The sequence below is a fragment of the Pseudomonas sp. KH_024_B2 genome, assembly GCF_057839965.1.
Genome location: NZ_CM174502.1, coordinates 1,548,793 through 1,570,652, shown reverse-complemented (window position 1 = coordinate 1,570,652; position 21,860 = coordinate 1,548,793). Strand labels below are relative to the sequence as shown.

General features: G+C 60.7%; 18 protein-coding genes and 1 pseudogene. 5 read left to right on the top strand and 14 right to left on the bottom strand.

The window, feature by feature from the left end:
- Window positions 1-21: 21 nt before the first annotated feature.
- Window positions 22-1,191, bottom strand: a complete 1,170-nt coding sequence (locus AC3I0A_RS07410) for an aminotransferase class V-fold PLP-dependent enzyme (RefSeq protein ID WP_489377005.1) — start codon at window positions 1,189-1,191, stop codon at window positions 22-24.
- A gap of 207 nt (window positions 1,192-1,398) precedes the next feature.
- Window positions 1,399-2,023 (bottom strand): annotated as a pseudogene (locus AC3I0A_RS07405) (LysE family translocator).
- 205 nt (window positions 2,024-2,228) lie between these two features.
- Between AC3I0A_RS07405 and AC3I0A_RS07400 the strand changes: the two are divergent.
- Window positions 2,229-2,693 (top strand): VOC family protein, encoded by a 465-nt coding sequence (locus AC3I0A_RS07400; RefSeq protein WP_489377003.1) that lies wholly within the window; start codon window positions 2,229-2,231, stop codon window positions 2,691-2,693.
- A gap of 72 nt (window positions 2,694-2,765) precedes the next feature.
- Here the strand turns inward: AC3I0A_RS07400 and AC3I0A_RS07395 are convergent, their stop codons facing one another.
- Both AC3I0A_RS07395 and AC3I0A_RS07390 read right to left on the bottom strand, forming a co-directional pair.
- Window positions 2,766-3,200, bottom strand: coding sequence for a DoxX family protein (locus tag AC3I0A_RS07395; RefSeq protein ID WP_489377001.1), 435 nt, complete (start codon window positions 3,198-3,200; stop codon window positions 2,766-2,768).
- 103 nt (window positions 3,201-3,303) lie between these two features.
- Window positions 3,304-4,725, bottom strand: coding sequence for an MltF family protein (locus AC3I0A_RS07390; RefSeq protein ID WP_489377000.1), 1,422 nt, complete (start codon window positions 4,723-4,725; stop codon window positions 3,304-3,306).
- A 224-nt stretch (window positions 4,726-4,949) separates the two neighbouring features.
- Here AC3I0A_RS07390 and AC3I0A_RS07385 point away from each other — a divergent pair, with 224 nt between their 5' ends.
- On the top strand, window positions 4,950-5,756 hold the full coding sequence (locus AC3I0A_RS07385; RefSeq protein WP_489376998.1) for a TatD family hydrolase: 807 nt from the start codon (window positions 4,950-4,952) through the stop codon (window positions 5,754-5,756).
- A gap of 246 nt (window positions 5,757-6,002) precedes the next feature.
- Complete coding sequence (locus AC3I0A_RS07380; RefSeq protein WP_489376996.1) at window positions 6,003-7,484, top strand: methyl-accepting chemotaxis protein; 1,482 nt, start codon at window positions 6,003-6,005, stop codon at window positions 7,482-7,484.
- 186 nt (window positions 7,485-7,670) lie between these two features.
- Here the strand turns inward: AC3I0A_RS07380 and AC3I0A_RS07375 are convergent, their stop codons facing one another.
- From AC3I0A_RS07375 to AC3I0A_RS07365, 3 genes are all read right to left on the bottom strand, one after another.
- A complete protein-coding gene (locus AC3I0A_RS07375; RefSeq protein WP_489376994.1) occupies window positions 7,671-8,468 on the bottom strand; it encodes an acyl-CoA thioesterase in 798 nt (265 codons plus the stop codon).
- 157 nt (window positions 8,469-8,625) lie between these two features.
- A complete protein-coding gene (locus tag AC3I0A_RS07370; RefSeq protein ID WP_489376992.1) occupies window positions 8,626-9,393 on the bottom strand; it encodes a CHAD domain-containing protein in 768 nt (255 codons plus the stop codon).
- A 112-nt stretch (window positions 9,394-9,505) separates the two neighbouring features.
- Entirely contained in the window at window positions 9,506-9,784 is a 279-nt protein-coding gene (locus tag AC3I0A_RS07365) for a hypothetical protein (protein ID WP_489376991.1), read from the bottom strand.
- Window positions 9,785-10,005: 221 nt separating this feature from the next.
- Here AC3I0A_RS07365 and AC3I0A_RS07360 point away from each other — a divergent pair, with 221 nt between their 5' ends.
- Entirely contained in the window at window positions 10,006-11,037 is a 1,032-nt protein-coding gene (locus tag AC3I0A_RS07360; protein WP_489376989.1) for a patatin-like phospholipase family protein, read from the top strand.
- A gap of 168 nt (window positions 11,038-11,205) precedes the next feature.
- Here AC3I0A_RS07360 and AC3I0A_RS07355 read toward each other — a convergent pair whose 3' ends face one another.
- From AC3I0A_RS07355 to AC3I0A_RS07325, 7 genes are all read right to left on the bottom strand, one after another.
- Window positions 11,206-11,904: a response regulator gene (locus AC3I0A_RS07355; RefSeq protein WP_489376987.1), complete on the bottom strand. Its 699-nt coding sequence runs from the start codon at window positions 11,902-11,904 to the stop codon at window positions 11,206-11,208.
- A gap of 48 nt (window positions 11,905-11,952) precedes the next feature.
- Window positions 11,953-14,613, bottom strand: coding sequence for a DUF4118 domain-containing protein (locus AC3I0A_RS07350; protein WP_489376985.1), 2,661 nt, complete (start codon window positions 14,611-14,613; stop codon window positions 11,953-11,955).
- A 125-nt stretch (window positions 14,614-14,738) separates the two neighbouring features.
- Window positions 14,739-15,284 (bottom strand): potassium-transporting ATPase subunit KdpC, encoded by a 546-nt coding sequence (kdpC, locus tag AC3I0A_RS07345; RefSeq protein WP_489376983.1) that lies wholly within the window; start codon window positions 15,282-15,284, stop codon window positions 14,739-14,741.
- A 191-nt stretch (window positions 15,285-15,475) separates the two neighbouring features.
- Window positions 15,476-17,533, bottom strand: a complete 2,058-nt coding sequence (kdpB, locus tag AC3I0A_RS07340) for a potassium-transporting ATPase subunit KdpB (RefSeq protein ID WP_489376982.1) — start codon at window positions 17,531-17,533, stop codon at window positions 15,476-15,478.
- 11 nt (window positions 17,534-17,544) lie between these two features.
- Window positions 17,545-19,239: a potassium-transporting ATPase subunit KdpA gene (gene kdpA / locus AC3I0A_RS07335; protein WP_489376981.1), complete on the bottom strand. Its 1,695-nt coding sequence runs from the start codon at window positions 19,237-19,239 to the stop codon at window positions 17,545-17,547.
- 8 nt (window positions 19,240-19,247) lie between these two features.
- On the bottom strand, window positions 19,248-19,337 hold the full coding sequence (kdpF, locus tag AC3I0A_RS07330) for a K(+)-transporting ATPase subunit F (RefSeq protein WP_007899818.1): 90 nt from the start codon (window positions 19,335-19,337) through the stop codon (window positions 19,248-19,250).
- A gap of 226 nt (window positions 19,338-19,563) precedes the next feature.
- Window positions 19,564-20,019: an REP-associated tyrosine transposase gene (locus tag AC3I0A_RS07325; RefSeq protein ID WP_489376979.1), complete on the bottom strand. Its 456-nt coding sequence runs from the start codon at window positions 20,017-20,019 to the stop codon at window positions 19,564-19,566.
- Window positions 20,020-20,417: 398 nt separating this feature from the next.
- On the opposite strand from AC3I0A_RS07325, the gene eat reads away from it, so the two are divergent.
- Window positions 20,418-21,782: an ethanolamine permease gene (gene eat, locus AC3I0A_RS07320; protein ID WP_489376978.1), complete on the top strand. Its 1,365-nt coding sequence runs from the start codon at window positions 20,418-20,420 to the stop codon at window positions 21,780-21,782.
- The last annotated feature ends 78 nt before the right edge of the window (window positions 21,783-21,860 follow it).

The window sequence follows — 21,860 nt, the reverse complement described above, 5'->3', positions numbered from 1 at the left end:
GGTGCTGATGCGGATCAGCCCTTATGGCTGGGCAACGGCCCAGAACGCCGGTGCACTGGCGGATGAAGCTTTAATCAATTGTGCCGCTTGATCGACATCCTGCTCGGTGGTGAAGCGCCCCAGGCTCAGACGGATCGTACGACTCGCTGCCCGCGCGTCATGTCCCAACGCAAGCAATACATGGGACGGCGCGTTGCTCGCCGAGTTGCAGGCCGAGGTCGCCGAAAAAGCGATCGAAGCACTCAACGCCGCCGGGTTGAACTCGCCCTCGTTGAACGTCAGGCTCAAGGTATGGGGAATGCGTTGGGTTGCGCTGCCGTTCAATCGGACACCAGGAAGACTGCCGAGTTGCTCCAGCAACCGCTCACGCAAACGCACGATGGTTGCAGCCTCTTCGTCAAAGAACTCCGCCGCCAGGGCAAATGCCGCGCCCATGGCCGCGATCTGATGAGTCGCGAGGGTCCCGGAACGCAAACCGCCTTCGTGCCCGCCACCATGGATCTGCGCCTGCAAACGCTGCTGCGCCCGCGGGCCGACATACAACGCACCGATGCCCTTGGGTCCATAGATTTTGTGTGCGGAAAACGACATCAGATCCACCGGCCACTCGGCCAGATCGATCGCCACTTTGCCAGCGCCCTGGGCGGCATCGACGTGAAACAACGCGCCTCGTTCACGCACGACCTGGCCGATGGCCTGGATGTCGTTGAGGGTGCCGAGTTCGTTATTGACCAGCATCAGCGACACCAGAAAGGTGTCCTCGCGCAGCGCTTCACTGACCGCCTGCGCGCTGATCAGACCTTCGGCATCCGGCACCAGATAAGTCACGGCGACGCCGGCATCCTGCAACTGCCTGGCCGTATCGAGAATCGCCTTGTGTTCGATTTGACTGGTGATGATGTGCCCACCCGCTACACCGCGGGCCTGGGCGACGCCCTTGAGCGCGAGGTTGTTGGATTCCGTGGCACCGGAGGTCCAGACGATCTGCGCAGGTTCGGCGCCGACCAGCTCGGCCACCTGCCGGCGAGCGTGCTCAACCGTTTGCCGGGCCTGCTGGCCATAGGCATGGGAGCTGGAGGCCGGGTTACCGAAGTTACCGCAGAACCCCAGACAGTCGACCATCACCTGGATCACCCGCTCATCCACCGGCGTGGTGGCGGCATAGTCGAAATACAAAGGACGTTTATTCATAACAAAGACTCGCAGAGCGTGTTCCGGGATCAGCTGTGCTCGGTGGTGGAAACGTTGACCGGCGCCACCCCGGGAGCGACGCAAAACGGCAAACGTTAGCAATACCTGATCGGATGCAGTTAAAGAAGGACAACTTCTCTTAAAAGTGCGTAGGAACGCTCCTGAAGTTGAGCTTAACAGGCATCGCACGCCCCGTTGAAGCCCAAGTCAGCTAAAGCTTTCGTGCAGCATCGGGTACAGGGAGGCCACCAACAGCAGAGCCATGCCCCAATTGAACACGCGCAACCAGCGCCGATCACGCAGGACATTGCGCAACAGGCTGCCGCAGGCCGCCGCAGGCCGCCCAGAGGCTGACGCTTGGCAGGTTGATCACGGCGAAGACCGCGGCAATGACAATCACATTGGTGAAATAACCCTGCAACGGCGTGTAGGTGCTGATGGCACCGATCGCCATGATCCAGGCCTTGGGATTGACCCATTGAAATGCCGCCGCCCCCCAGTAACTTATGGGTTTGGCGTGACCTTGTCCGGTCTCGGAGACTGGACCGCTATGCGCGATTTTCCACGCCAGGTACAGCAGATAGGCCGCGCCGACATAACGCAGCACCGTATAAAGCAGCGGCCAGGTTTGAAACACCGCACCCAGGCCAAACCCGACGGCGAGCACAAGAATGAAGAAGCCGCAGCTGATGCCGAGCATATGGGGAATGGAACGGTTGAACCCGAAATTGACACCCGATGCCAACAGCATGGTGTTGTTCGGTCCGGGAGTTATGGAAGTAACCAGCGCAAACAGGGCAAAGGCCAGCAGCAAATCCAGCGAAAGAGTCATGGGGCAATCCATCAAGGTCAGTCAGGCATTGACCCTATCCCACGGACTCAGCGAAACCCATGGACAGTTGCGTAAAACTTCGAGCAGTACAGTCCGCTCAGTGCTGCCCGTCGGCCCCTCGGTTGTCCGCCCTATCGTGGCCTATAGTGAATCGACCGGAAACGGTGATGGATCACATTCATTCCCCAAGAAAAGGAGAATCGACATGAGCGTTAAACCGATACCCGAGGGTTACCACAGCATCACGCCCTACCTTGGCATCAAAAAAGCAGCCGAGGCGATCGAGTTCTACAAGAAAGCCTTCGGTGCCACTGAAGTCATGCGCCTGGATATGCCCAACGGCGACATTGGCCACGCTGAACTGCGCATCGGTGATTCGGCCATCATGCTTGCCACCCCTTGCGACGCCGCGTCCCTGAGCAGCCCGGAACAGGCCGGCATCTCGGTGGGGCTGCATTTATATGTGAACGATGTCGACAAGCAATACGCCCAGGCGGTTGCCGCTGGAGGCGTAGTTGTCTCGGAAGTGAAAGACCAGTTTTACGGCGACCGTTCAGGGACGCTGAAAGACCCGTACGGTCATTTGTGGTTTATCTCCTCCCGCAAAGAGGACCTGTCGCAAGCAGAAATCGCCAAACGTGCCGCAGAGATGTTCAAGCAGCAGGGTTAAGCAATAGGCACAAAAAATCCGGCATCTTTTCAGATGCCGGATTTTTTACGGGTAGAAAATCAGTGAGTCCTGTTACCTGGCGATGATGCGATCCACCGACAGCTTGCCAGCGCCTTCGAGCAGAACAGCAACTGTGCCGCCCAGCAAGGCCAACGCGAACTCGTAACCGTTGTTGGCCATGAACAGACCGTTGCTGATATGCACCGAGAAGATCGCCACCAGCAGCGTGAACGTCAGACCCAGTGCCGCAGGGCGAGTCAGCAGACCGATGATCAGTGCCAGGCCGCCAAAGAACTCGGTTCCGCCCGCGAGCAAGGCCATCAACTGCCCCGGCGCCAGACCGATGCTTTCCATCCACTGCGCTGTACCGGCCAGACCGTAACCGCCAAACAGACCAAAAAGCTTTTGCGCACCGTGGGCGGCGAAGATGATGCCGACGAAGATCCGCAGAACAGCCATGCCGTAGCCAGCGCGGGTAGACAATGCGGTTTTGATCAGTGTGCTCATGGTGTGTCGTCCTTTCGATACAGGGGTTGGTTGACCGCTATATTAATCAGTAAATATCATGTTAAAAGCGCAAAAAACCCGTCATAACAATCAAATTTATCGATTACTTCCTTGAGACGACCTCATGCGTCTGGGGCTCCAGCGAATCCCGTTCCCGATCGAATGCCAGGTAGTACTTGTTGACACTGTTCACATAGCTGACGGCGTTCATTCCCACCTGTTCCATGGCAATGCGCTCCACCTGGAAAAACCACTGGTCAGGATTCAAACCACGGCGCTTCGCTTCCGTGCGCATGCCTTGTACCCGCTCCGGGCCCATGTTGTAGGCGGCCAGAACAAAGGCCATGCGCTCGCGCTCGTTGAGCTTGGGACTTGCGAAGAACTTGCGGCGGATCAGCGCCAGGTACTTGGCCCCGGCCTGCACATTGCTGTCGAGGGACTGAATATCATTGACCCCCACCCGCTGGGCCGCAGACGGGGTAATTTGCATCAAGCCCGTGGGGCCGCTGCCGCTCTTCGCGTTCGGTTGCAGCGCTGATTCCTTGAACGCCAGGGCAGCCAGGTTCAGCCAGTCCATGCCCTGTTCGCGCGCATGCTTGTGCAAGACCGGGCGCAGCTTTTCCAGACGCTGGCGGTCAGCACGGGCCAAGGGATAGTGGACCTGGTACAAGCGCCGGTAGATGCGCAGAAACGCGACGTCCTGATCCGCCGGTGTTTTATAGGTTTTCAGGAAGCGATCAATGCTCGCCCGCAGCATCGACGCGTCGCGCCGCACAAACCAATACTCTTCGCCCGGCTCGCTGATGATCACCTGTCGATCGAAGCGCAGCCTGGGCAGAATCTTGCCCCAACGCTCGGCAATCGGTTGCTCGACGATGGTCAGATGAAATATCCCGGCCTGAACCATCTCCAGCACATCTTCGACGGCAAGGCTCGGATCGACCCACTCGACCTTGACCGGCGGCAACTTGTGTAACGCCAGTTTCTGATTGATCTGATTGATCGCCTCGCCCGCCGCGCTTCCCGTGGTCAGCGCCACCGTGCGCCCGGACAGTTGCTCCAGGCGGGTAAACCGCTTCTCGCCTTTGATCCCCACCAACAGCAACGGCACGTTACTGGCAATCGGCTCGCTGGTGCTGATGGCATGACCTGACTGCGGGTCGAGTAACTCACCAGGCGCCACCAGGTCACCGTCTCCGCGCTGAAGGGCGCCGAGCAGTTGGTCCTTGGCTTTGGGGATGATCTTGAGGCTGATTTCCTGACCGTCACGGGCGTTGCCGTTGAGGTATTGTTCGAAGGCTCGCAGGCGATGGTATTCGACGCCAATGGTCTGGCCCTGGACTTCGCCGGAACTGTTACGACTCTGGTTGACCAGTACCCGCAGGACGCGGCTGCTGCGGATTTCCGCCAGGTCGCGAACCTGGCCCGCCTGAGGAGCGACCAGAGGGCCGGCCAGACGCGCAACCGCCGGCATGGGCAGCAGCAACGACAAGCACAGCAGAAGCAAAACCTGGGGGCGCGTCATCCGCTCTCCGGAAAAGAATACTGTCCAGCCTCACGAAGGAGTTCGGGAAGTTGGCCAACAGAAACAGAGCGCCTGGAGCGCTGGCAACGTGCGAAAGACTGCTGGATTACCAACCCAAGCGTTCTTCCGGCCTCAAGAGACAGCCTCAACTCGTTGTAGTTCTTGGTTTTTCTTATAAATCTAGAGCTCTGATATGCTTTCCGGCCTTGGCCTGAGGTAGCACCATGCAACTCATCGATATCGGCGTCAACCTGACCAACCCCAGTTTCGCCGACAAACACCAGGCAGTACTCGACCGCGCCTATGCTGCCGGAGTCTGCCAACTGGTCCTCACCGGTACCAGTGTCGAGGGCAGTGAACAGGCGCTCGAACTGTGCCAACAACTGGACGAAACCGGGCAACGTTTGTTCTCCACTGCGGGGATTCACCCCCACTCGGCCAGTGACTGGAACGCCGACAGCGCGCAACGCTTGCGCGGACTGCTGAAAGAATCGCGCGTGCGCGCCGTGGGTGAATGCGGACTGGATTTCAATCGCGACTTCTCGCCACGCCCGCAACAGGAAAAGGTCCTCGAAGAACAGTTGGCGATGGCCGTCGAGCTGCAAATGCCGGTGTTCCTCCACGAGCGCGACGCCAGCCAGCGACTGCTGGAAATCCTGCGCGACTTCCGTGACCGCTTGCCCGCCGCCGTGGTGCATTGTTTTACCGGTGAGAAGCGCGCGTTGTTCAGCTACCTCGACCTTGATTTGCATATCGGCATCACCGGCTGGATCTGCGACGAGCGCCGCGGCACTCACCTGCACCCGCTGGTCCGCGAGATTCCCGGTGCTCGCTTGATGCTGGAAAGCGATGCGCCGTACCTGTTACCGCGCAGTCTGCGACCGAAACCGAAAAACGGCCGCAACGAACCGGCGTACCTGACGGAAGTGTTGCGCGAAGTGGCCTTGCATCGTGGTGAGAGCCTGGAAGATGTGGCGGCTCATAGTACGGCGTGCGCGAGGGCGTTTTATGGGCTGCCGTCGATAGAGTGAATCAGCCAGATTATTTGGTGACTGCACCATTGCTTTCGCGGGCAAGCGAACGTCGCCCGGCCCTTCCCACAAGGGTCAGGTGATCTCCTGTGGGAGCGGGCTTGCCCGCGAAGAGGCCCTGACAATCAACACAAATCTGCAGCCCCATCCCCCGGCCATTGACCCACATCAACAACCCTCCTCCTGAGTAGCGGCACAATAATGGCACCTTGCCAAAACTGTTTCCGCTATCAGAGAAGACCTTCCATGGGTGCCTGGCTTAGCAACATCTCGCTGAAATACAAATTCTGGGCCGTCAACGCGGTTGCCTTCATCACGACCCTGCTGTTGGTGCTGTATGCCGTACAGCTCGAGCAGCAGGCCCGCAGCCAGGCCGCACAAGTCTCGGCCCAGACCCAGGCGCGGTTGCTCAATGCCTGGCCGGCAGGGCTTGCCTTGCCCAAGGCGGACCACGTGCTGAGCTTCAACCGTGGCCAGGTTCCATCCCTGCACGAACAACCGTTGCCCGAACTGACCAGCGCCAGCGGTTGGGTCGAGCTCAATCCTATGCCGTTGTTCGGCGACAACCCGCTGATGGGTGCCGAGGTGGTGTCCCGTGCGGACGGCCAACAGCTCGCCGTGCTCGCCTATGGCCCGAGCCTGAGCCAGGTGTTCGGTGAGCGCCTGGCCAACTACGCGGCGGCGGTATTCATCCTGATGCTGGCAATGCTTGGCGCCTCACAGTTGCTGATCCGCTTTTTGCTCAGCCAGCTCAACACCTTGAAAGACGTGATGTTGCACGTGGAAAAGACCGGCGACTTGTCAGCCCGCGTGCCATTGGCGTGCAAGGATGAAGTCGGGCAGATGGCCAGCGCCTTCAACGCCATGCAGGCCGGTTATCAGCGGGTGGTCAACACCGTGGCGCACACCGCCAGACAACTGGATGTCGGTGCTGCGCGGCTGGCATCAAGCATGAGCGACGTGCGCCACGGCATGCTGGGTCAGCAAAGCGAAACCGATCAGGCCGCGACTGCGATCAACGAGATGTCCGCCACGGTTTACCACATCGCCCAGCATGCTGGAGCGACCCGCGACTTGTCGCAGACCGCCGACGCCCTGGCCGGCAGCGGGCAGGAGGTGGTCAGTCGTGTGCAGAAATCAATTGCCGGGCTTTCCAGCGGCGTACAACAGACCGCCGAGATGATTCAGCGATTGGCCGAAGACAGCCAGAAGATCAACAGTGTGGTCAGCGTGATTCACAGCATTGCCGAGCAAACCAATCTGCTGGCACTTAACGCCGCAATCGAAGCCGCTCGAGCCGGTGAAATGGGCCGTGGTTTTGCGGTAGTCGCCGATGAAGTCCGCAACCTGGCCAAACGGGTGCAAACCTCCACCGACGAGATCACCCTTATGGTCTGCGCTCTGCAAGCCGGGACCCGGGATGCCGTGGACTTTATGCAGGAAAGTTCGTTCAAGGCTGACGATTGCGTGCAGCAGGCTCAGGAAGCCAGCGCAGCACTGGCAGAGATCACCGGCGCGGTGGCGCAGATGCGCGAAAGCAATACCCAAATCGCCGTGGCGGCCGAGCAGCAGAGTCAGGTGGCCGAAGAGATGAATCGCGCGGTGGTGAGCATTCGCGACGTGACCGAGAATACCGTGCAACAGACCATCGACTCGGCCACCACCAGTCACGAACTGGCAATGTTGGCGGGCGAATTGAGCAGGGCGATCGGGCAGCTCAAGTTGTAAGGCCCCTCGGGGGCAAGGGCTAGGCGTCCCCCCTTCTCCTACAGGGATGCGCGATCAACTGTGGGAGCGAGCTTGCTCGCGAAGGACGTTAACGATTACGCGTGTTTTCTGAATGAACGCGTCGCCCTTGAGTCCATCGCGAGCAAGCTCGCTCCCACACAGAGCCCCTCGCCACATTAATCGGGATTAACCAAAGATGGTAACGGTCTGCCGACTCATGGCGATCAACTGCCCTTCAGGGCTCCACAACGCCGCGGCCGCGTGACCGTATCCGTCGCGGGCATGCTCGATCACTACGTGGTATTTGCACCAGTCCAGCGTGTTCAGCGCCAGCAATGGCTGGACGAATTCGATGGTCCAGGTCAGGGTGCTGCCCGCCGCCGGTTTGCTCAGGTGCGGCAACAGGGCCGGAGGCCAGGCATCCACCAGCGCCAGAATATGCGCCTCGGTCAGTGGCTCTTCCTTCACATCTCCACGCAAACGTACCCAACCGCCCATCTCCCGCGACTTGTTACCAGTGAACGGCAAACCGCCGACACTCCAGCGCATCGCCAGGTGGCGCATGAATTCCGGGGTCACGCCTTTGATGTAAGGCAGTTCCTGGCACTCATCCCAGTGTTTCATTTCCGGTGCCGGTTCAGCCGCGACGTCGACTTGCGAGGGACGAGAGGCACCAAAGCTGCCCTGGACCAAAGTCACCACTTGCCCCTTCTGCATGGCCCGGCCCAGTACCTGGCTGACGGCCTTGCCTTCGCGCAGTACATCCACTTCAAAGCTGATAGGCACATCAGGTTCGGCCGGCCCGACAAAGGTGATCGCCAGCGAACGCACCGGGCGATCCGCCGGGACTTTTGCGCGCATGGCTTCGTACTGCAAAGCCGCCACCAGTCCACCAAAACTGGCACGCCCCTGAGCCCACTCCGCCGGGATAGACAGTTCCAACGGATAGCTGCGAACGGCATCGACCAAATCAGAAAAGCGCATGAGAACCTCAAGCCAGGAAAAAGACCCAAGGATCTTAACCAGCAGACGATGACTACACAGCACCTATTCCAGCCAAAAACCCGGACAGATAAGCCGAACGCTACCGACTACCCGCACTCTCGTAGCCGGACGATGCAACGGGCGACCTGCTGTGTGTTCAGGATTTGAAGCAAGCCTTGCTCAACTTATCCAGCACGCGATCTGCGCTGCCTTCAGCCTCAGCCATGGTCACTCGCCAAACTGCCACACAGGGCAGCAAATCAGGCTCTTGTTCGGCCTTGGCCAGCCATTGCCAGCAATCATGCCAGGCACCGAGTGCCTCTTGAGCGGCTTTCAGCCGAGGCAAGGCCTGTTCGGGCAAGCGATCCAGTTCGGGATAGGCTTCGATTGCGTAACGCACGCGCTTGATCAGCAGACGCAAGCGATGCCGGTCATGTGCGGGATCGTGCAGCGCTTTATCCAGCGCGTTCCACTGTTTGGCCAGACGCTTTTCGATACGCCGACGTAAACCTTTGAGAAATCCCTGACGCTGGGAAGCTCGCAGAAAGCGCGGAAAGGCGTCGAGTATGAGAAACAGTCGTGCCAGCTCCGGGCCGGCTGCCACAGCAGGATACGCCTTGGCCATTTGCACCGTGCGCCGCTGCGCCGCTTCATGCTGACCGTGACTGTGCAACCAGGCGGCCAGGACTTCCCGGTCGCGCAAGGGTGTGGTCAGGTTCCCGACCCCGGCCGCCGCGGCTTCCAATTGCTCGACACCGGGCAAACCGCGTAAAGGTCGCAGCAGACTGCGCAAACGGCGAACCGTGGTGCGCAAATCGTGCAGCGCCTCATCATCGGTCGTCGCCCTCAACCGCGCCTGGCAGGCCAGCAAGCGAACGTCCAGGTTCAACACCTGAACCACCAACCGATCAACCAGGGCAGACATAGGTTTACTCCCGAACGAACAATCGAGGTGGAGACACAATGACCTTAAACCGCAGCAATGCTTGCGGGCAAACACGCCCGTAAGCATTGCGCTACATCATCAAGCTTTTCGGTCAACGACCGGCGCGGGACTCGCGGATATAGAAACGGGCCTTCTCGGCTTTTTTCGTACAGCCTTCATAGGCTTCGAACTGCTGCTGAGTCTTGGCCCCGGTCAACAAGGACAGCGCCTTGGAGTAACTGACGGTGCCCGCGAAACCTTCAACCTTGGCCAGGTCCAGCTCATGCCAGGCCGCGTCAAGCTGGCTACCGCAACTCTCACGGTACGCCGATTTCCCGGCACAACCGGCCAGAACCAACGCAATCAAAGGCAGACAGATCCAGGCTTTCATCGATGACACCTCAATAAAGAAAAACAATCGTGCACGGTATGACGACCAGCACCGCAAAAAGTGCCTTAGCCCCCCCTGAAGAATAGCTGGGGCGAGAATACTCGCCTGCCGTCGTTGATTGTCGGAAAAACGACCTTGCCCCTACACCATCCAACCACAGCGATTGAAGCGAGCCCCTCGATGGGTGCATTGTTGACGCATGCTGTGAGAAGGGGCGAGTCATGAAAAAGCGTGTCGCATTGGTGCTGGGCTCAGGTGGGGCCAGGGGCTATGCCCATATCGGCGTGATCGAAGAGATCGAAAGACGCGGTTATGACATCGCCTGCATCGCCGGTTGCTCCATGGGTGCCGTGGTCGGCGGGATCTACGCCGCTGGCAAACTCAACGATTACCGGGACTGGATTGAAAGCCTGGACTACCTCGACGTATTGCGCCTGGTGGACGTCAGTTTCCGTCTCGGGGCGATTCGCGGGGAAAAGGTCTTCGGGCAGATCCGCAAGATCGTCGGCGAAATCAATATCGAAGACCTGCGTATCCCCTATACGGCAGTCGCCACGGACCTGACCAACCAGCAGGAAATCTGGTTCCAGGAAGGTTGCCTGCACCAGGCAATGCGCGCCTCGGCGGCGATTCCCAGCCTGTTCACCCCGGTGATGCAGGGCAACCGAATGCTGGTGGACGGCGGTCTGCTGAACCCGCTGCCGATCGTGCCGGTGGTGTCGAGCCACTGTGATCTGATCATCGCGGTCAACCTCAACTCGACCAACCAAGGGCACTATCAATTGCCGGTGATCCAGCGCCCCGCCGCGTTCAAGGTCCGGTTCGACAGCCTGATCGACTCCCTCGGCTCGCGTTTGCCGTTTCGCCGCAAACAGGCTGAACAATTGTTACTGCTCGAGCAGGAGGCCTTGCGCGCGGAGGCCGGCGAGATCATCAACCCGTGGCTCGAATCGGCTGAGCCCCAAGCCCAGCAACCGGCCGCCGCTCCGGGCGCACCGAAGTCAGCCACCGGTTCGTTCATCATCGACAACGTCGGTCCGGCGTCTTTACTGGATTTAATCAACCAGAGTTTCGAGGTCATGCAGACTTCGCTGGCGCAATACAAAATCGCCGGCTACCCGCCGGATATCCTGATCAACGTGCCGAAGCGGGTGTGCCGGTTCTTCGAGTTTTACAAAGCGCCGGAGCTGATCGCCTTGGGCCGGGAGATCGCCAGGGATACGCTGGATCGGTATGAGAATGAGCAGAATTGAGTCATGCCTTTAGTGCAGTGGTGATTGCGCTATCGTCATCGCGAGCAAGCTCGCTCCCACATTTGACCTACATGAACACAGATTTTGTGTACACAAAAAATCCACTGTGGGAGCGACGGTGCGGCGATCCGACTTGCTCGCGATAGCGATTTACCAGACAACACAACCTTAAAAACTGTCGCTACTCAACAACCGATACCCCACCCCCGCCTCGGTCACGATAAACCTCGGCCGAGTCGGATCGTCCGCCAGTTTCTGCCGCAGATGGCCGACCACAATCCGCAGGTAATGGCTGTCTTCGGTATGGGTCGGGCCCCAGATATCCTTGAGTAATTGCTGCTGAGTGATGACCCGCCCGGGGTGCCGCGCCAGTTGCGCCAGCACCGCGTATTCCTTGCGGGTCAACCCCACTTCGATATCGTCCAGCAGCACCCGGCGATAAGCCAGGTCCACCGTCAGCGGACCGAACTTGAGCGCCGCTTCCTGCGCTTCGCCCGTCGGCGCCTGACGCAGCAAGGCGCGCACCCGGGCGAGGAACTCCTGAATGCCGAAAGGCTTGGTCACGTAGTCATTGGCGCCACCGTCGAGGGCCTGGACTTTCTGCCCTTCGCTGGCGCGCACCGACAACACCAGCACCGGCACCGTCGACCATTCGCGAAATTCGCGCAACACCTGTTGGCCGTCCATGTCCGGCAAACCGAGGTCGAGTACCAGCAGGTCGGGCTTGTTCAATGCAGCCTGAGACAGCCCCTCACTGCCGGTACCGGCTTCCAGCACCTTATAGCCCTGAGTTGCCAGGCTGATGCGCAGAAATTTGCGGATCTGCGGTTCGTCATCGATGACCAAAATGGTCGCAGTCTGGCTCATGGTTTCCGATCAATACAAAGAAGTGGCGCAAGAGTAGCGCATGGAACGTCAGGCTTCACTTTCAAGTCCGGGCTGCTCCTGCAACGGCAGATGGATCGTGATGCAGGTGCCGCGACCGTCGAGACCGTCGAGACCGTCAGCCACGCTGATACGCCCGCCATGGGCGCCGACCATACCCTGACAGATTGCCAGACCGAGCCCGGTGCCTTGCCCTCCCCGGTCACCCCGCGCGGCGGTGTAGAACATGTCGAAAATCTTTGCGCGCTCCGCTTCCGGAATCCCCGGCCCTTCATCAGTTACGGAAAAAAACAGCTCGCTGTCGGTCGAGCCGGCGCACAGTTGCAGACGCCCCTGAGGCGGCGAAAAACGCGCGGCGTTTTCCAGCACATTGACCAGCGCCTGTTCGATCAACGCGGCATGCACGTAGAGCAACGGTAATTCGCCCGGCACCTCGGTGCTGACCTGCAAGGGTGCCAGCACCGCACGCAGCCGATTCAGCGCACTGCCGACGATATCGGCCGGCGACACCCAGTCCCGCGCCAGCTTCAGCGCGCCGTGACCGAGGCGGGTCATGTCCAGCAGGTTCTGAATGTAGCGATCCAGCCGTTCGGCTTCATCGCGGGTGCCTTCGAGCAATTCCCGACGGTCCTCCAGCGGGATCGCTTCGCCCAGGGCCAGCAAGCTGTCGATGCTGCCGCGCATAGAGGTCAGCGGGGTGCGCAAATCGTGGGACACCGACGCCAGCAAAGCACTGCGCAATTGCTCGGTTTCGCCATGCAGGCGGGCTGCCTCCAGATCCTCGGCCAATTGCGCCCGGGCCAGCGCCTGAGCCAACGGCTGGCTCAACGCGGTCAACAAACGGCGGCGCTGACCGCTGAGTGGCTGACCGTCTTTGGTGCTCACGCCGAGTAGCCCCAGCGGCCCCTCTTCCACCGACAATGGCCACCACCACCAACGCCCGAATGGCAAGGTCCCGGTGCCCATGCCCGCCGGTTGATCGTGTTGCCAGGCCCAGTCGGCGGCAGCGCGCTCCGCTTCGGAAAACTGCAGTGGGCCACCGGTTTCAACCTTCCAGCCAGCCTGACCATCGCGGTTGAGCAAGCACAATTGCAGATCGTTCCAGCCGTTCAAATGCTGCGCAGCAGCACTGATCACCGCCTGACGATCAGTGGCCGCGGTGAGTTTGCGCGACAGGTCGAGCAGTTCGCTGGTCTCTTCCTGGGTGTCGCGCAATGCCTGCAACTGCCGCCGTTGCCGCGCCGCAAGGTTACCGGTCAACGCCGCCATCAACAGGAAAAACAACAGCGTCAGCACGTCTTCTTCGCGCTGGATGCGGAAGGAGAAAGTCGGCGGAATGAACAGAAAGTCATAGGTCAGGAACGACAGTGCCGCACAGGCCAATGCCGGGCCAAGGCTGCTGCGCACCGCCACCAGCAGCACGGCGGCGAGGAACACCAGCGAGATATTCGGCAGCGCCAACACGCTGGCCACTCCCCAGGCCAGGGCGCTGGCCAATACCGTCGCCAGCAGCGCCAACGCATAATCGAACCAGACCAGCGAATGCGCCGCACGCATGCGCGGTGCCGGCTGATCTGCGTCACTGTCGAGGACGTTGATTTCCAGCCCGCGGGCATCACGCAACAACCGCGAGGCCAGGCCGCCGCCGAACAGCCGACGACGCCAACGCGGCCTCGACTGACCGACCAGCACCAGGCTGGCGCGGCGTTCGGCGGCGTGCTGAATCAAGGTTTTCGCGACCTCGCCGGCACGTAGCAATACCACCTCACCGCCCAGACGTTCGGCCAGTTGCTGGGCACTTTGCAGGCGCAAACGCGACTGCTCGTCGCGCACACTGCCGTTATCCACATGCACCAGGCTCCAGGGCAGATGCCGACGCTGGGCGACCCGGCTGGCGTGGCGCACCAGACGCTCGGCCTGCGCGTCGCCATCGACCCCCACCAAGAGTCGCCCGCGTACCGTCGGAGCGGCCTGGCCCAGCTGCCGGTAGCCTTGCGCCAAGTCATTATCGACCTGAGCCGCAGCGGTCTGCATCGCCAGTTCGCGCAAGGCCGTGAGGTTGGTTTGGGTGAAGAACGCATCGATGGCCGCCCGCGCCTGCTCGGGCACGTAGACCTTGCCATCGCGCAGACGCTCCAGCAGTTCCCGGGGCGGCAGGTCGATCAGCAGCAGTTCGTAGGCTTCCTGCAACACCCAGTCGGGCAAGGTTTCGCGAACCTGCACACCGGTGATGCCGCGCACCTGATCGTTGAGGCTTTCCAGATGCTGAACGTTGACCGTGGTGAACACATCGATGCCGGCTGCCAGCAGTTCCTGAATGTCCTGCCAGCGCTTGGCATGCCGACTGCCCGGTGCATTGGTGTGGGCCAGTTCATCGACCAGTACCAGCTTGGGTCTGGCCTTGAGCAGGCCGTCGAGGTCCATTTCTTCGAGCATCACGCCGCGGTATTCGGAACGGACCAACGGCTGCTGCGGCAAAACACCGAGCAACGCTTCGGTTTCCGCGCGGCCATGGGTTTGCACCACGCCGGCGAGGACTTTCACACCCTGACGCAGCTGGGTGTGGGCCGCTTGAAGCATGGCGTAGGTCTTGCCGACACCGGGAGCGGCGCCGAGGAAGACCTTGAGCCGACCACGACCGTCGCGGGGTAAATCTGCTAACAGCGCGTCGGCGCGGCCGGAGTCACTCATGCTGGGGCATCTCTTTTTCAGGTGTTGATGTGGTGATTATTTGGCCGTCTTCGCGGGCAAGCCCGCTCCCACATGGCGCAGATCCTGTGGGAGCGGGCTTGCCCGCGAATGGCTACGACGCAGATCTACAACTTTTCCAGTGCTGTATTCAAGGCCAGCACATTCACCACCGGCGGGCCAACCAACGGCTGCTCGATATGCGCATCGACCAATTGCTGCACGGTCGACACCGGCAGGTTGCGGGCCGCCGCGACTCGCGCCAGTTGATAGGCAATCGCCGCGGGTGGCAAGTGTGGATCAAGGCCACTGCCAGAGGTAGTGAGCAACGCCAAAGGAACAGCCCCCTGCCCCGGCACCAACAGCGTGTTGGCATCGCCGATCACCCGAGTGGCCAGCGCCGGGTTGCTCGGCGCCAGGTTGCTGGCACTGCTCGATACCGTGGCGAAGGCGCCGGCCGATGGGCGCGGATGGAACCAGCCGTCACCGGTGAAATCCTGGGCGATCAGCGCCGAGCCGCGAACCTTGCCGTCGGCATCGCGCACCAGGCTGCCATTGGCCTGATCCGGGAACGCCACCTGGGCCACACCGGTCACCACCAGCGGATAGGCCACGCCGGTAATCAGGGTCATCAGAACAATCAGGCTCAAGGCCGGACGAAACATAGTGAACATCATCGAATCCTCAAATTGGAAATACATAACCCTGTGGCGAGGGAGCTCGCTCCCGCTGGGCTGCGAAGCAGCCCCAAAACCTGCAAGCTCATTCCTTCAGGCATACCGCATGCACCGGGTTTACGGCTGCTGCGCAACCGAGCGGGAGCAAGCTCCCTCGCCACAAAAAGCCCTTCCCGCCCGTTCAGCGGTCAAACCAGATGCAACGCCGTCAACACCATGTCGATCGCCTTGATCCCCACAAACGGCACCAGAATCCCGCCGACGCCGTAGATCAGCAGATTGCGTCGCAACAACGCCGCTGCGCTCGCCGCCTGCACTCGTACACCGCGCAGAGCCAGCGGGATCAGCACCACGATGATCAAGGCGTTGAACACGATTGCCGAGAGGATCGCGCTCTGCGGGCTGCTCAGGTGCATCACGTTGAGCACGCCGAGCTGTGGATAAATCGAAGCGAACAGCGCCGGCAGGATCGCGAAGTACTTGGCCACGTCGTTGGCGATGGAAAAGGTGGTCAACGCGCCACGGGTCACCAGCAGCTCTTTGCCGATCTGCACCACGTCCAGCAGCTTGGTCGGGTCGCTGTCGAGGTCGACCATATTCGCCGCTTCGCGCGCAGCCTGGGTGCCATCGTTCATCGCCATGCCGACGTCAGCCTGGGCCAGCGCCGGAGCGTCGTTGGCACCGTCGCCGCACATCGCTACCAGGCGACCGTCATTCTGTTCATGACGGATTCGCGCCAGCTTCTTCTCGGGAGTCGCTTCGGCCAGCACGTCATCGACGCCCGCTTCAGCGGCAATGGCGGCGGCGGTCAGCGGGTTGTCACCGGTCACCATCACGGTGCGAATACCCAGCTTGCGCAGTTCGGCGAAACGCTCGCGAATGCCGGGTTTAACCACGTCCTTGAGATGGATCGCCCCAAGCAATTTGCCCTCGACGCAGACCAGCAATGGCGTACCGCCGCTCTGGGCGATCTTGTCGATTTCCCGGGACAGTGCCGACGGCAAATCGCGGCGTTGCAGACCGACGAAGGTCAGCAGCGAGTCCACTGCACCCTTACGGTAAACCCGCCCTTGATAGTCGACACCGGACAACCGGGTCTCGGCGCTGAATGGCACTGCAGTCAGCACCTCGGCGGCCGGTTCAGGCTGTGGATAAAGTCCGCGCAGGTATTCGACAATGGACTTGCCTTCCGCGGTATCGTCGGCCAGCGACGCAAACAATGCGCCTTCAGCCAGCTCCTTGGCACTGACACCAGGCGCTGCATAAATCGCGGTGCAACGACGGTTACCGAAAGTGATGGTGCCGGTCTTGTCCAGCAGCAACACATGCACATCACCCGCCGCTTCCACGGCGCGACCGGACTTGGCGATCACGTTGAGGCGCACCAGACGGTCCATCCCGGCGATCCCGATGGCCGACAGCAGGCCGCCGATAGTGGTCGGAATCAGGGTCACCAATAACGCCACCAGAAACACCAGCGGCAGGCTGCCATTGGCGAAGTGGGCGAACGGCTGCAGAGTCACCACCACCAACAGGAAGATCAGGGTCAGGCCGATCAGCAGAATATCCAGCGCCACTTCATTCGGGGTTTTCTGCCGTTTGGCGCCTTCCACCAAAGCGATCATGCGATCGAGTGTCGACTCACCGGGGTTGGCGGTAATGCGCACCAACAGCCAGTCGGAGACCAGCCGGGTGTTGCCGGTAACAGCCGAGCGGTCGCCACCGGACTCGCGGATCACCGGTGCGGATTCACCGGTAATCGCCGCCTCGTTGACCGCCGCGATGCCTTCGATCACTTCGCCGTCACCCGGGATCATCTCCCCGGCTTCGACGCGGACGATATCGCCTTTGCGCAGGCTGGTGGCGGGCACCACTTGAAAGGCCCCATCAGTCTTTTTACGTCGGGCGCTCAGACCTTCGCTGCCAGCCTTGAGGCTATCGGCGCGAGCCTTGCCACGACCCTCGGCCAGGGCTTCAGCGAAGTTGGCGAACAACACGGTAAACCACAGCCACAGGGCGATTTGCGCGGCGACGAAAGTCGGCACCGCTGGGTCCGGCACAAAGCACAGGACGGTGGTGAGGATCGCCGTCAGTTCGACGACCAGCATCACTGGCGCGCGTTGCAGTTGCCGCGGATCGAGCTTGACGAAGGCTTGCACCAGCGCCGGACGCCACAGGGCCGAGATCGCGGTTTTCGGTTGTTCCGGCGCCTTGACGACGGCGGCTTTAGTTGCTGGCATATTCATCATCAGATCCCTCAGAAGCCTAAGCTCAGGTGTTCAGCAATAGGACCCAGCGCCAGGCTCGGCAGGAAGGTCAGGCCGCCCACCAGCAGAATGGTCACGGTCAACAAGGTCACGAACAGCGGGCCATGGGTCGGAAAGCTGTTCTGGCCGATTGGCGCGGTTTTCTTCATCGCCAGGCTGCCGGCCAATGCCAGCACCGGGAGGATGTAACCGAAGCGGCCGATCAACATGCCAAGCCCGAGCATCAGGTTATGGAATGCAGTGTTCGCCCCCAGACCGGCAAACGCCGAACCGTTGTTGGCGCTGGCGGAGGTGTAGGCATAGAGCAGCTGACTGAAACCGTGGGGGCCAGGGTTACTGATGGCCGACGCCGGGCCAGGCAGACTTGCCGCGATCGCACCGAGCACCAGTACGCCCACCGGCATCACCAACAGGGTCACCACCAGCAGCTGGACTTCCCTGGCCTGGAGTTTCTTGCCGAGGTATTCCGGGGTGCGGCCGATCATCAAGCCGGCGAGGAACACCGCGATCAGCACGTTGAGCAACATGCCATAGAGACCGGCACCGACGCCGCCGAAGATCACTTCGCCGACCATCATGTTGACCAGCGCGACCATGCCGCTCAGCGGATTGAGGCTGTCATGCATGCCGTTGACCGAACCGTTGGACGCGGCGGTAGTAGTCACCGACCAGAGCACCGTGGCGGTGGTGCCGAAGCGTGCTTCCTTGCCTTCCAGTGGCGCGGTTTGTTCGACGGCTACGTTGTTCAGGGTCGGGTTCGGCTGGTACTCGGCCCACAGCGAAGTGGCGCCGCCTATCAGGAACAGCGCCAGCATGCAAGCGATGATCGCCCGGCTCTGGCGCAGGTCTTTCACGTAATGGCCAAAGGTGAACACCAGCGCGACCGGGATCAGAATGATCGACGCGACTTCGAACAGGTTGCTCCAGGCCGTCGGGTTCTCGAACGGATGGGCCGAGTTGACGCCGAAGAAGCCACCGCCGTTGGTACCCAGCTGCTTGATCGCAATCTGGCTGGCCGCAGGACCCAGTGGAATTACCTGATCCACGCCTTGCATGGTCAGCGCATTCACATAGTGGGCGAAGGTTTGTGGCACACCCTGCCAGACCAGGAACAGCGCCAGCAGCAAGCACAACGGCAACAGGCCGTAGAGGGTGGCGCGGGTCATGTCGACCCAGAAGTTGCCCAGGGTTTGCGCCGAACGACGACCGATACCGCGACACAAAGCGACCAGCACAGCGAGGCCGGTGGCGGCGCTGACGAAGTTCTGCACGGTCAGGCCAATCATCTGACTGAGGTAGCTCAGGGTGGCTTCACCGCTGTAGGACTGCCAATTGGTGTTGGTCATGAAACTGACGGCGGTGTTGAACGCCTGTGTCCACTCCTGCCCCGGCAGGTTCTGCGGGTTGAGTGGCAAGTAGTCCTGAAACAACAGGATGGCGAACAACAGCAAAAAGCCCGCGAGGTTGAAGGCGAGCAAGGCCAGGGTGTATTTCTGCCAGCTCTGTTCGGTTTGCGAATCGACTCCGGCCACGCGATAGCAGCCGCGCTCCAGCGGTCCGAGGATCGGCGTCAGCCAGGTGCGCTGGCCTTCCATCACCTTGTAATAGAACCGTCCCAGAAATGGCGCCGGTATCAGCACCAAGGCGAAGAAGGCGAGGATCAGCCAATAGTCATAACTGTGCATAGCCGCTCCTAATTCCGATCCGCGCGCAACAGCGCAACCAGTAGATAAATGAACAGCCCCACTGCCAGCAGCAGTGAAACTCCGTCCAGAACGCTCATGGAATTTCTCCGTCGTACGGCGATTGCCGCGTGTGGAGCCATTGTCTGCAGGGAGGCTGTAAAGGAACGAGATCGAGGGGTGAGGCGCGGCATAAAGAAAGCGTAAAAGGTGGGGGTTTGTGATGCTTGGTCAGGCCCTTTCGCGGGCAAGCCCGCTCCCACAAGAGCACAGCAATACCCTGTGGGAGCGGGCTTGCCCGCGAAGAGGCCTTAAAGGGCAACCTCATTACAACCAGACAGCATCCCAAAGCGGATAGTCTCCTACTCGCTTTACCAGTCCCGCCCGCAACGGGTTTGCGACGATGTAACGGGCCACCTCGGGCAAATCCTCTTCACTACGAATAGCCCGATCATGGTAACCAGTCTGCCAAATCGGGCCATTGCGCTGCCGGCTGCGGTTAACTGCTCTCGCAGCGTTCGATTTTGTCCGGCGCATCAGTTCGCCCAAGCTGGCGTTCTGCAACTCGATCAACCAGTGGAAATGATCGGGCATCACCACCCAGGCCAGCGATTGAGCGGACCGTTCCCGCTCAGCCTGTTTGAATTCATTGACCAGCAAACGGCCGACGTAGAAATCGCTAAATATTGGTTCACGCCCCCGTACCACGGCAGTAAGAAGATAGATTTGGCCAGACTCTGAATAACGTCCTTTTCGCAGACAATGTGAACTGTACACAGGCATTCCTTTGCCTCCTGAGCGGTTGATCTCTCAAAAATATAGTGAGGGATCAGTAGCTGGCTCGTTCGGCAATGACACCAGATGTGTCTGGCCAATCGCTTTCGCGGGCAAGCCCGCTCCCACAGGGTATTGCTGTGCTCCTGTGGGAGCGGGCTTGCCCGCGAAGGCGCCTTAAAGGCAACCTCCCACAGGGTATTGCTGTGCTCTTGTGGGAGCGGGCTTGCCCGCGAAGGCGCCAGTCCATGCACCCACGCCCTCATCTGGCGCACAAACTGGAGGCATTCAGCAGCGAACATCCTCGATACGACAGCTTTCCAGCCTTTACGACGTGCTTTCGCGAAATGGCATGCCCGCTGCACATCGCCTCCCCGAGCAATTCCAAACCGTTCAGGGAGCAACGCATGAACACACAACTCAAGCCCACTTTGGGCACGCTGCATTTATGGGGTATCGCGGTCGGACTGGTGATTTCCGGTGAGTACTTCGGCTGGAGTTATGGCTGGGGCGTGGCCGGGACGCTGGGCTTTCTGGTGACCTCGCTGTTGGTTGCGACTATGTACACCTGCTTCATCTTCAGCTTCACCGAACTGACGACCGCCATCCCTCACGCGGGCGGTCCGTTCGCCTACAGCCGTCGGGCGTTCGGCGAAAAAGGCGGGCTGATCGCCGGGCTGGCGACGCTGATCGAATTCGTCTTCGCCCCGCCAGCGATTGCCCTGGCCATCGGTGCCTATCTGAATGTGCAATTCCCCGCCCTCGACCCGAAACACGCAGCGGTCGGCGCCTACATCCTGTTCATGGGCCTGAACATTCTCGGGGTCAAACTGGCCGCGACTTTCGAACTGGTGGTCTGCGTGCTGGCCGTCGCCGAACTGTTGGTGTTCATGGGCGTGGTGGCACCGGCCTTCAGCTTCAGCAATTTTGCCCTCAACGGCTGGGCCGGTTCCGATACCTTCGGCGCACCGGCGATTGCCGGGATGTTTGCGGCTATTCCGTTTGCCATCTGGTTCTTCCTCGCCATCGAAGGCGCGGCCATGGCGGCCGAAGAAGCCAAAGACCCGAAACGTACGATTCCCAAGGCCTACATCAGCGGCATCCTGACCCTGGTGTTGCTGGCCATGGGCGTGATGTTCTTCGCCGGCGGCGTGGGCGACTGGCGCACGCTGTCGAACATCAACGACCCGCTGCCGCAAGCGATGAAAGCCGTGGTCGGCGAAAGTTCTGGCTGGCTGCACATGTTGGTATGGATTGGCCTGTTCGGCCTGGTGGCGAGTTTCCACGGGATCATCCTCGGCTATTCGCGGCAGTTCTTCGCCCTCGCCCGCGCCGGTTATCTGCCTGCGTCGCTGGCCAAACTGTCGCGCTTCCAGACTCCGCACCGGGCGATTATCGTCGGTGGCTTGATCGGCATCGCGGCCATTTACAGCGATGGCCTGATCAACCTCGGCGGCATGACCCTCACCGCGGCGATGATCACCATGGCGGTGTTTGGCGCCATTGTGATGTACATCATGAGCATGCTCAGCCTGTTCAAACTGCGCAAAACCGAGCCGCTGCTGGAGCGCACTTTCCGCGCGCCGGGCTATCCGCTGGTGCCGGCCATTGCGCTGTTTCTGGCGGTGGTGTGTCTGCTGGCGATGGCCTGGTTCAATACGTTGATCGGGATGATCTTTCTCGGCTTCATGGCGGTCGGTTTCGGGTATTTCCAGATGACCGCACAACTGCGCGCCGATGCACCGGCCGATGCGATGCTGACCGGGCTGTAAACACTGATAAAGCGCTATCCAGACGGATCAGGCCTACAATGGAACCAATCAAAGATGGACGGTGCATGACCATTGCGC

What these genes read in the sequence shown, in the direction of transcription:
- AC3I0A_RS07365 (WP_489376991.1), bottom strand. Translation starts at nt 9,784, where the DNA reads ATGAAAGCCTGGATCTGTCTGCCTTTGATTGCGTTGGTTCTGGCCGGT.
- AC3I0A_RS07325 (WP_489376979.1), bottom strand. Translation starts at nt 20,019, where the DNA reads ATGCCTGTGTACAGTTCACATTGTCTGCGAAAAGGACGTTATTCAGAG.
- eat (WP_489376978.1), top strand. Translation starts at nt 20,418, where the DNA reads ATGAACACACAACTCAAGCCCACTTTGGGCACGCTGCATTTATGGGGT.
- AC3I0A_RS07400 (WP_489377003.1), top strand. Translation starts at nt 2,229, where the DNA reads ATGAGCGTTAAACCGATACCCGAGGGTTACCACAGCATCACGCCCTAC.
- AC3I0A_RS07395 (WP_489377001.1), bottom strand. Translation starts at nt 3,200, where the DNA reads ATGAGCACACTGATCAAAACCGCATTGTCTACCCGCGCTGGCTACGGC.
- AC3I0A_RS07375 (WP_489376994.1), bottom strand. Translation starts at nt 8,468, where the DNA reads ATGCGCTTTTCTGATTTGGTCGATGCCGTTCGCAGCTATCCGTTGGAA.
- AC3I0A_RS07380 (WP_489376996.1), top strand. Translation starts at nt 6,003, where the DNA reads ATGGGTGCCTGGCTTAGCAACATCTCGCTGAAATACAAATTCTGGGCC.
- kdpB (WP_489376982.1), bottom strand. Translation starts at nt 17,533, where the DNA reads ATGAATATGCCAGCAACTAAAGCCGCCGTCGTCAAGGCGCCGGAACAA.
- AC3I0A_RS07355 (WP_489376987.1), bottom strand. Translation starts at nt 11,904, where the DNA reads ATGAGCCAGACTGCGACCATTTTGGTCATCGATGACGAACCGCAGATC.
- kdpF (WP_007899818.1), bottom strand. Translation starts at nt 19,337, where the DNA reads ATGAGCGTTCTGGACGGAGTTTCACTGCTGCTGGCAGTGGGGCTGTTC.
- kdpC (WP_489376983.1), bottom strand. Translation starts at nt 15,284, where the DNA reads ATGTTCACTATGTTTCGTCCGGCCTTGAGCCTGATTGTTCTGATGACC.
- AC3I0A_RS07390 (WP_489377000.1), bottom strand. Translation starts at nt 4,725, where the DNA reads ATGACGCGCCCCCAGGTTTTGCTTCTGCTGTGCTTGTCGTTGCTGCTG.
- kdpA (WP_489376981.1), bottom strand. Translation starts at nt 19,239, where the DNA reads ATGCACAGTTATGACTATTGGCTGATCCTCGCCTTCTTCGCCTTGGTG.
- AC3I0A_RS07385 (WP_489376998.1), top strand. Translation starts at nt 4,950, where the DNA reads ATGCAACTCATCGATATCGGCGTCAACCTGACCAACCCCAGTTTCGCC.
- AC3I0A_RS07350 (WP_489376985.1), bottom strand. Translation starts at nt 14,613, where the DNA reads ATGAGTGACTCCGGCCGCGCCGACGCGCTGTTAGCAGATTTACCCCGC.
- AC3I0A_RS07360 (WP_489376989.1), top strand. Translation starts at nt 10,006, where the DNA reads ATGAAAAAGCGTGTCGCATTGGTGCTGGGCTCAGGTGGGGCCAGGGGC.
- AC3I0A_RS07410 (WP_489377005.1), bottom strand. Translation starts at nt 1,191, where the DNA reads ATGAATAAACGTCCTTTGTATTTCGACTATGCCGCCACCACGCCGGTG.
- AC3I0A_RS07370 (WP_489376992.1), bottom strand. Translation starts at nt 9,393, where the DNA reads ATGTCTGCCCTGGTTGATCGGTTGGTGGTTCAGGTGTTGAACCTGGAC.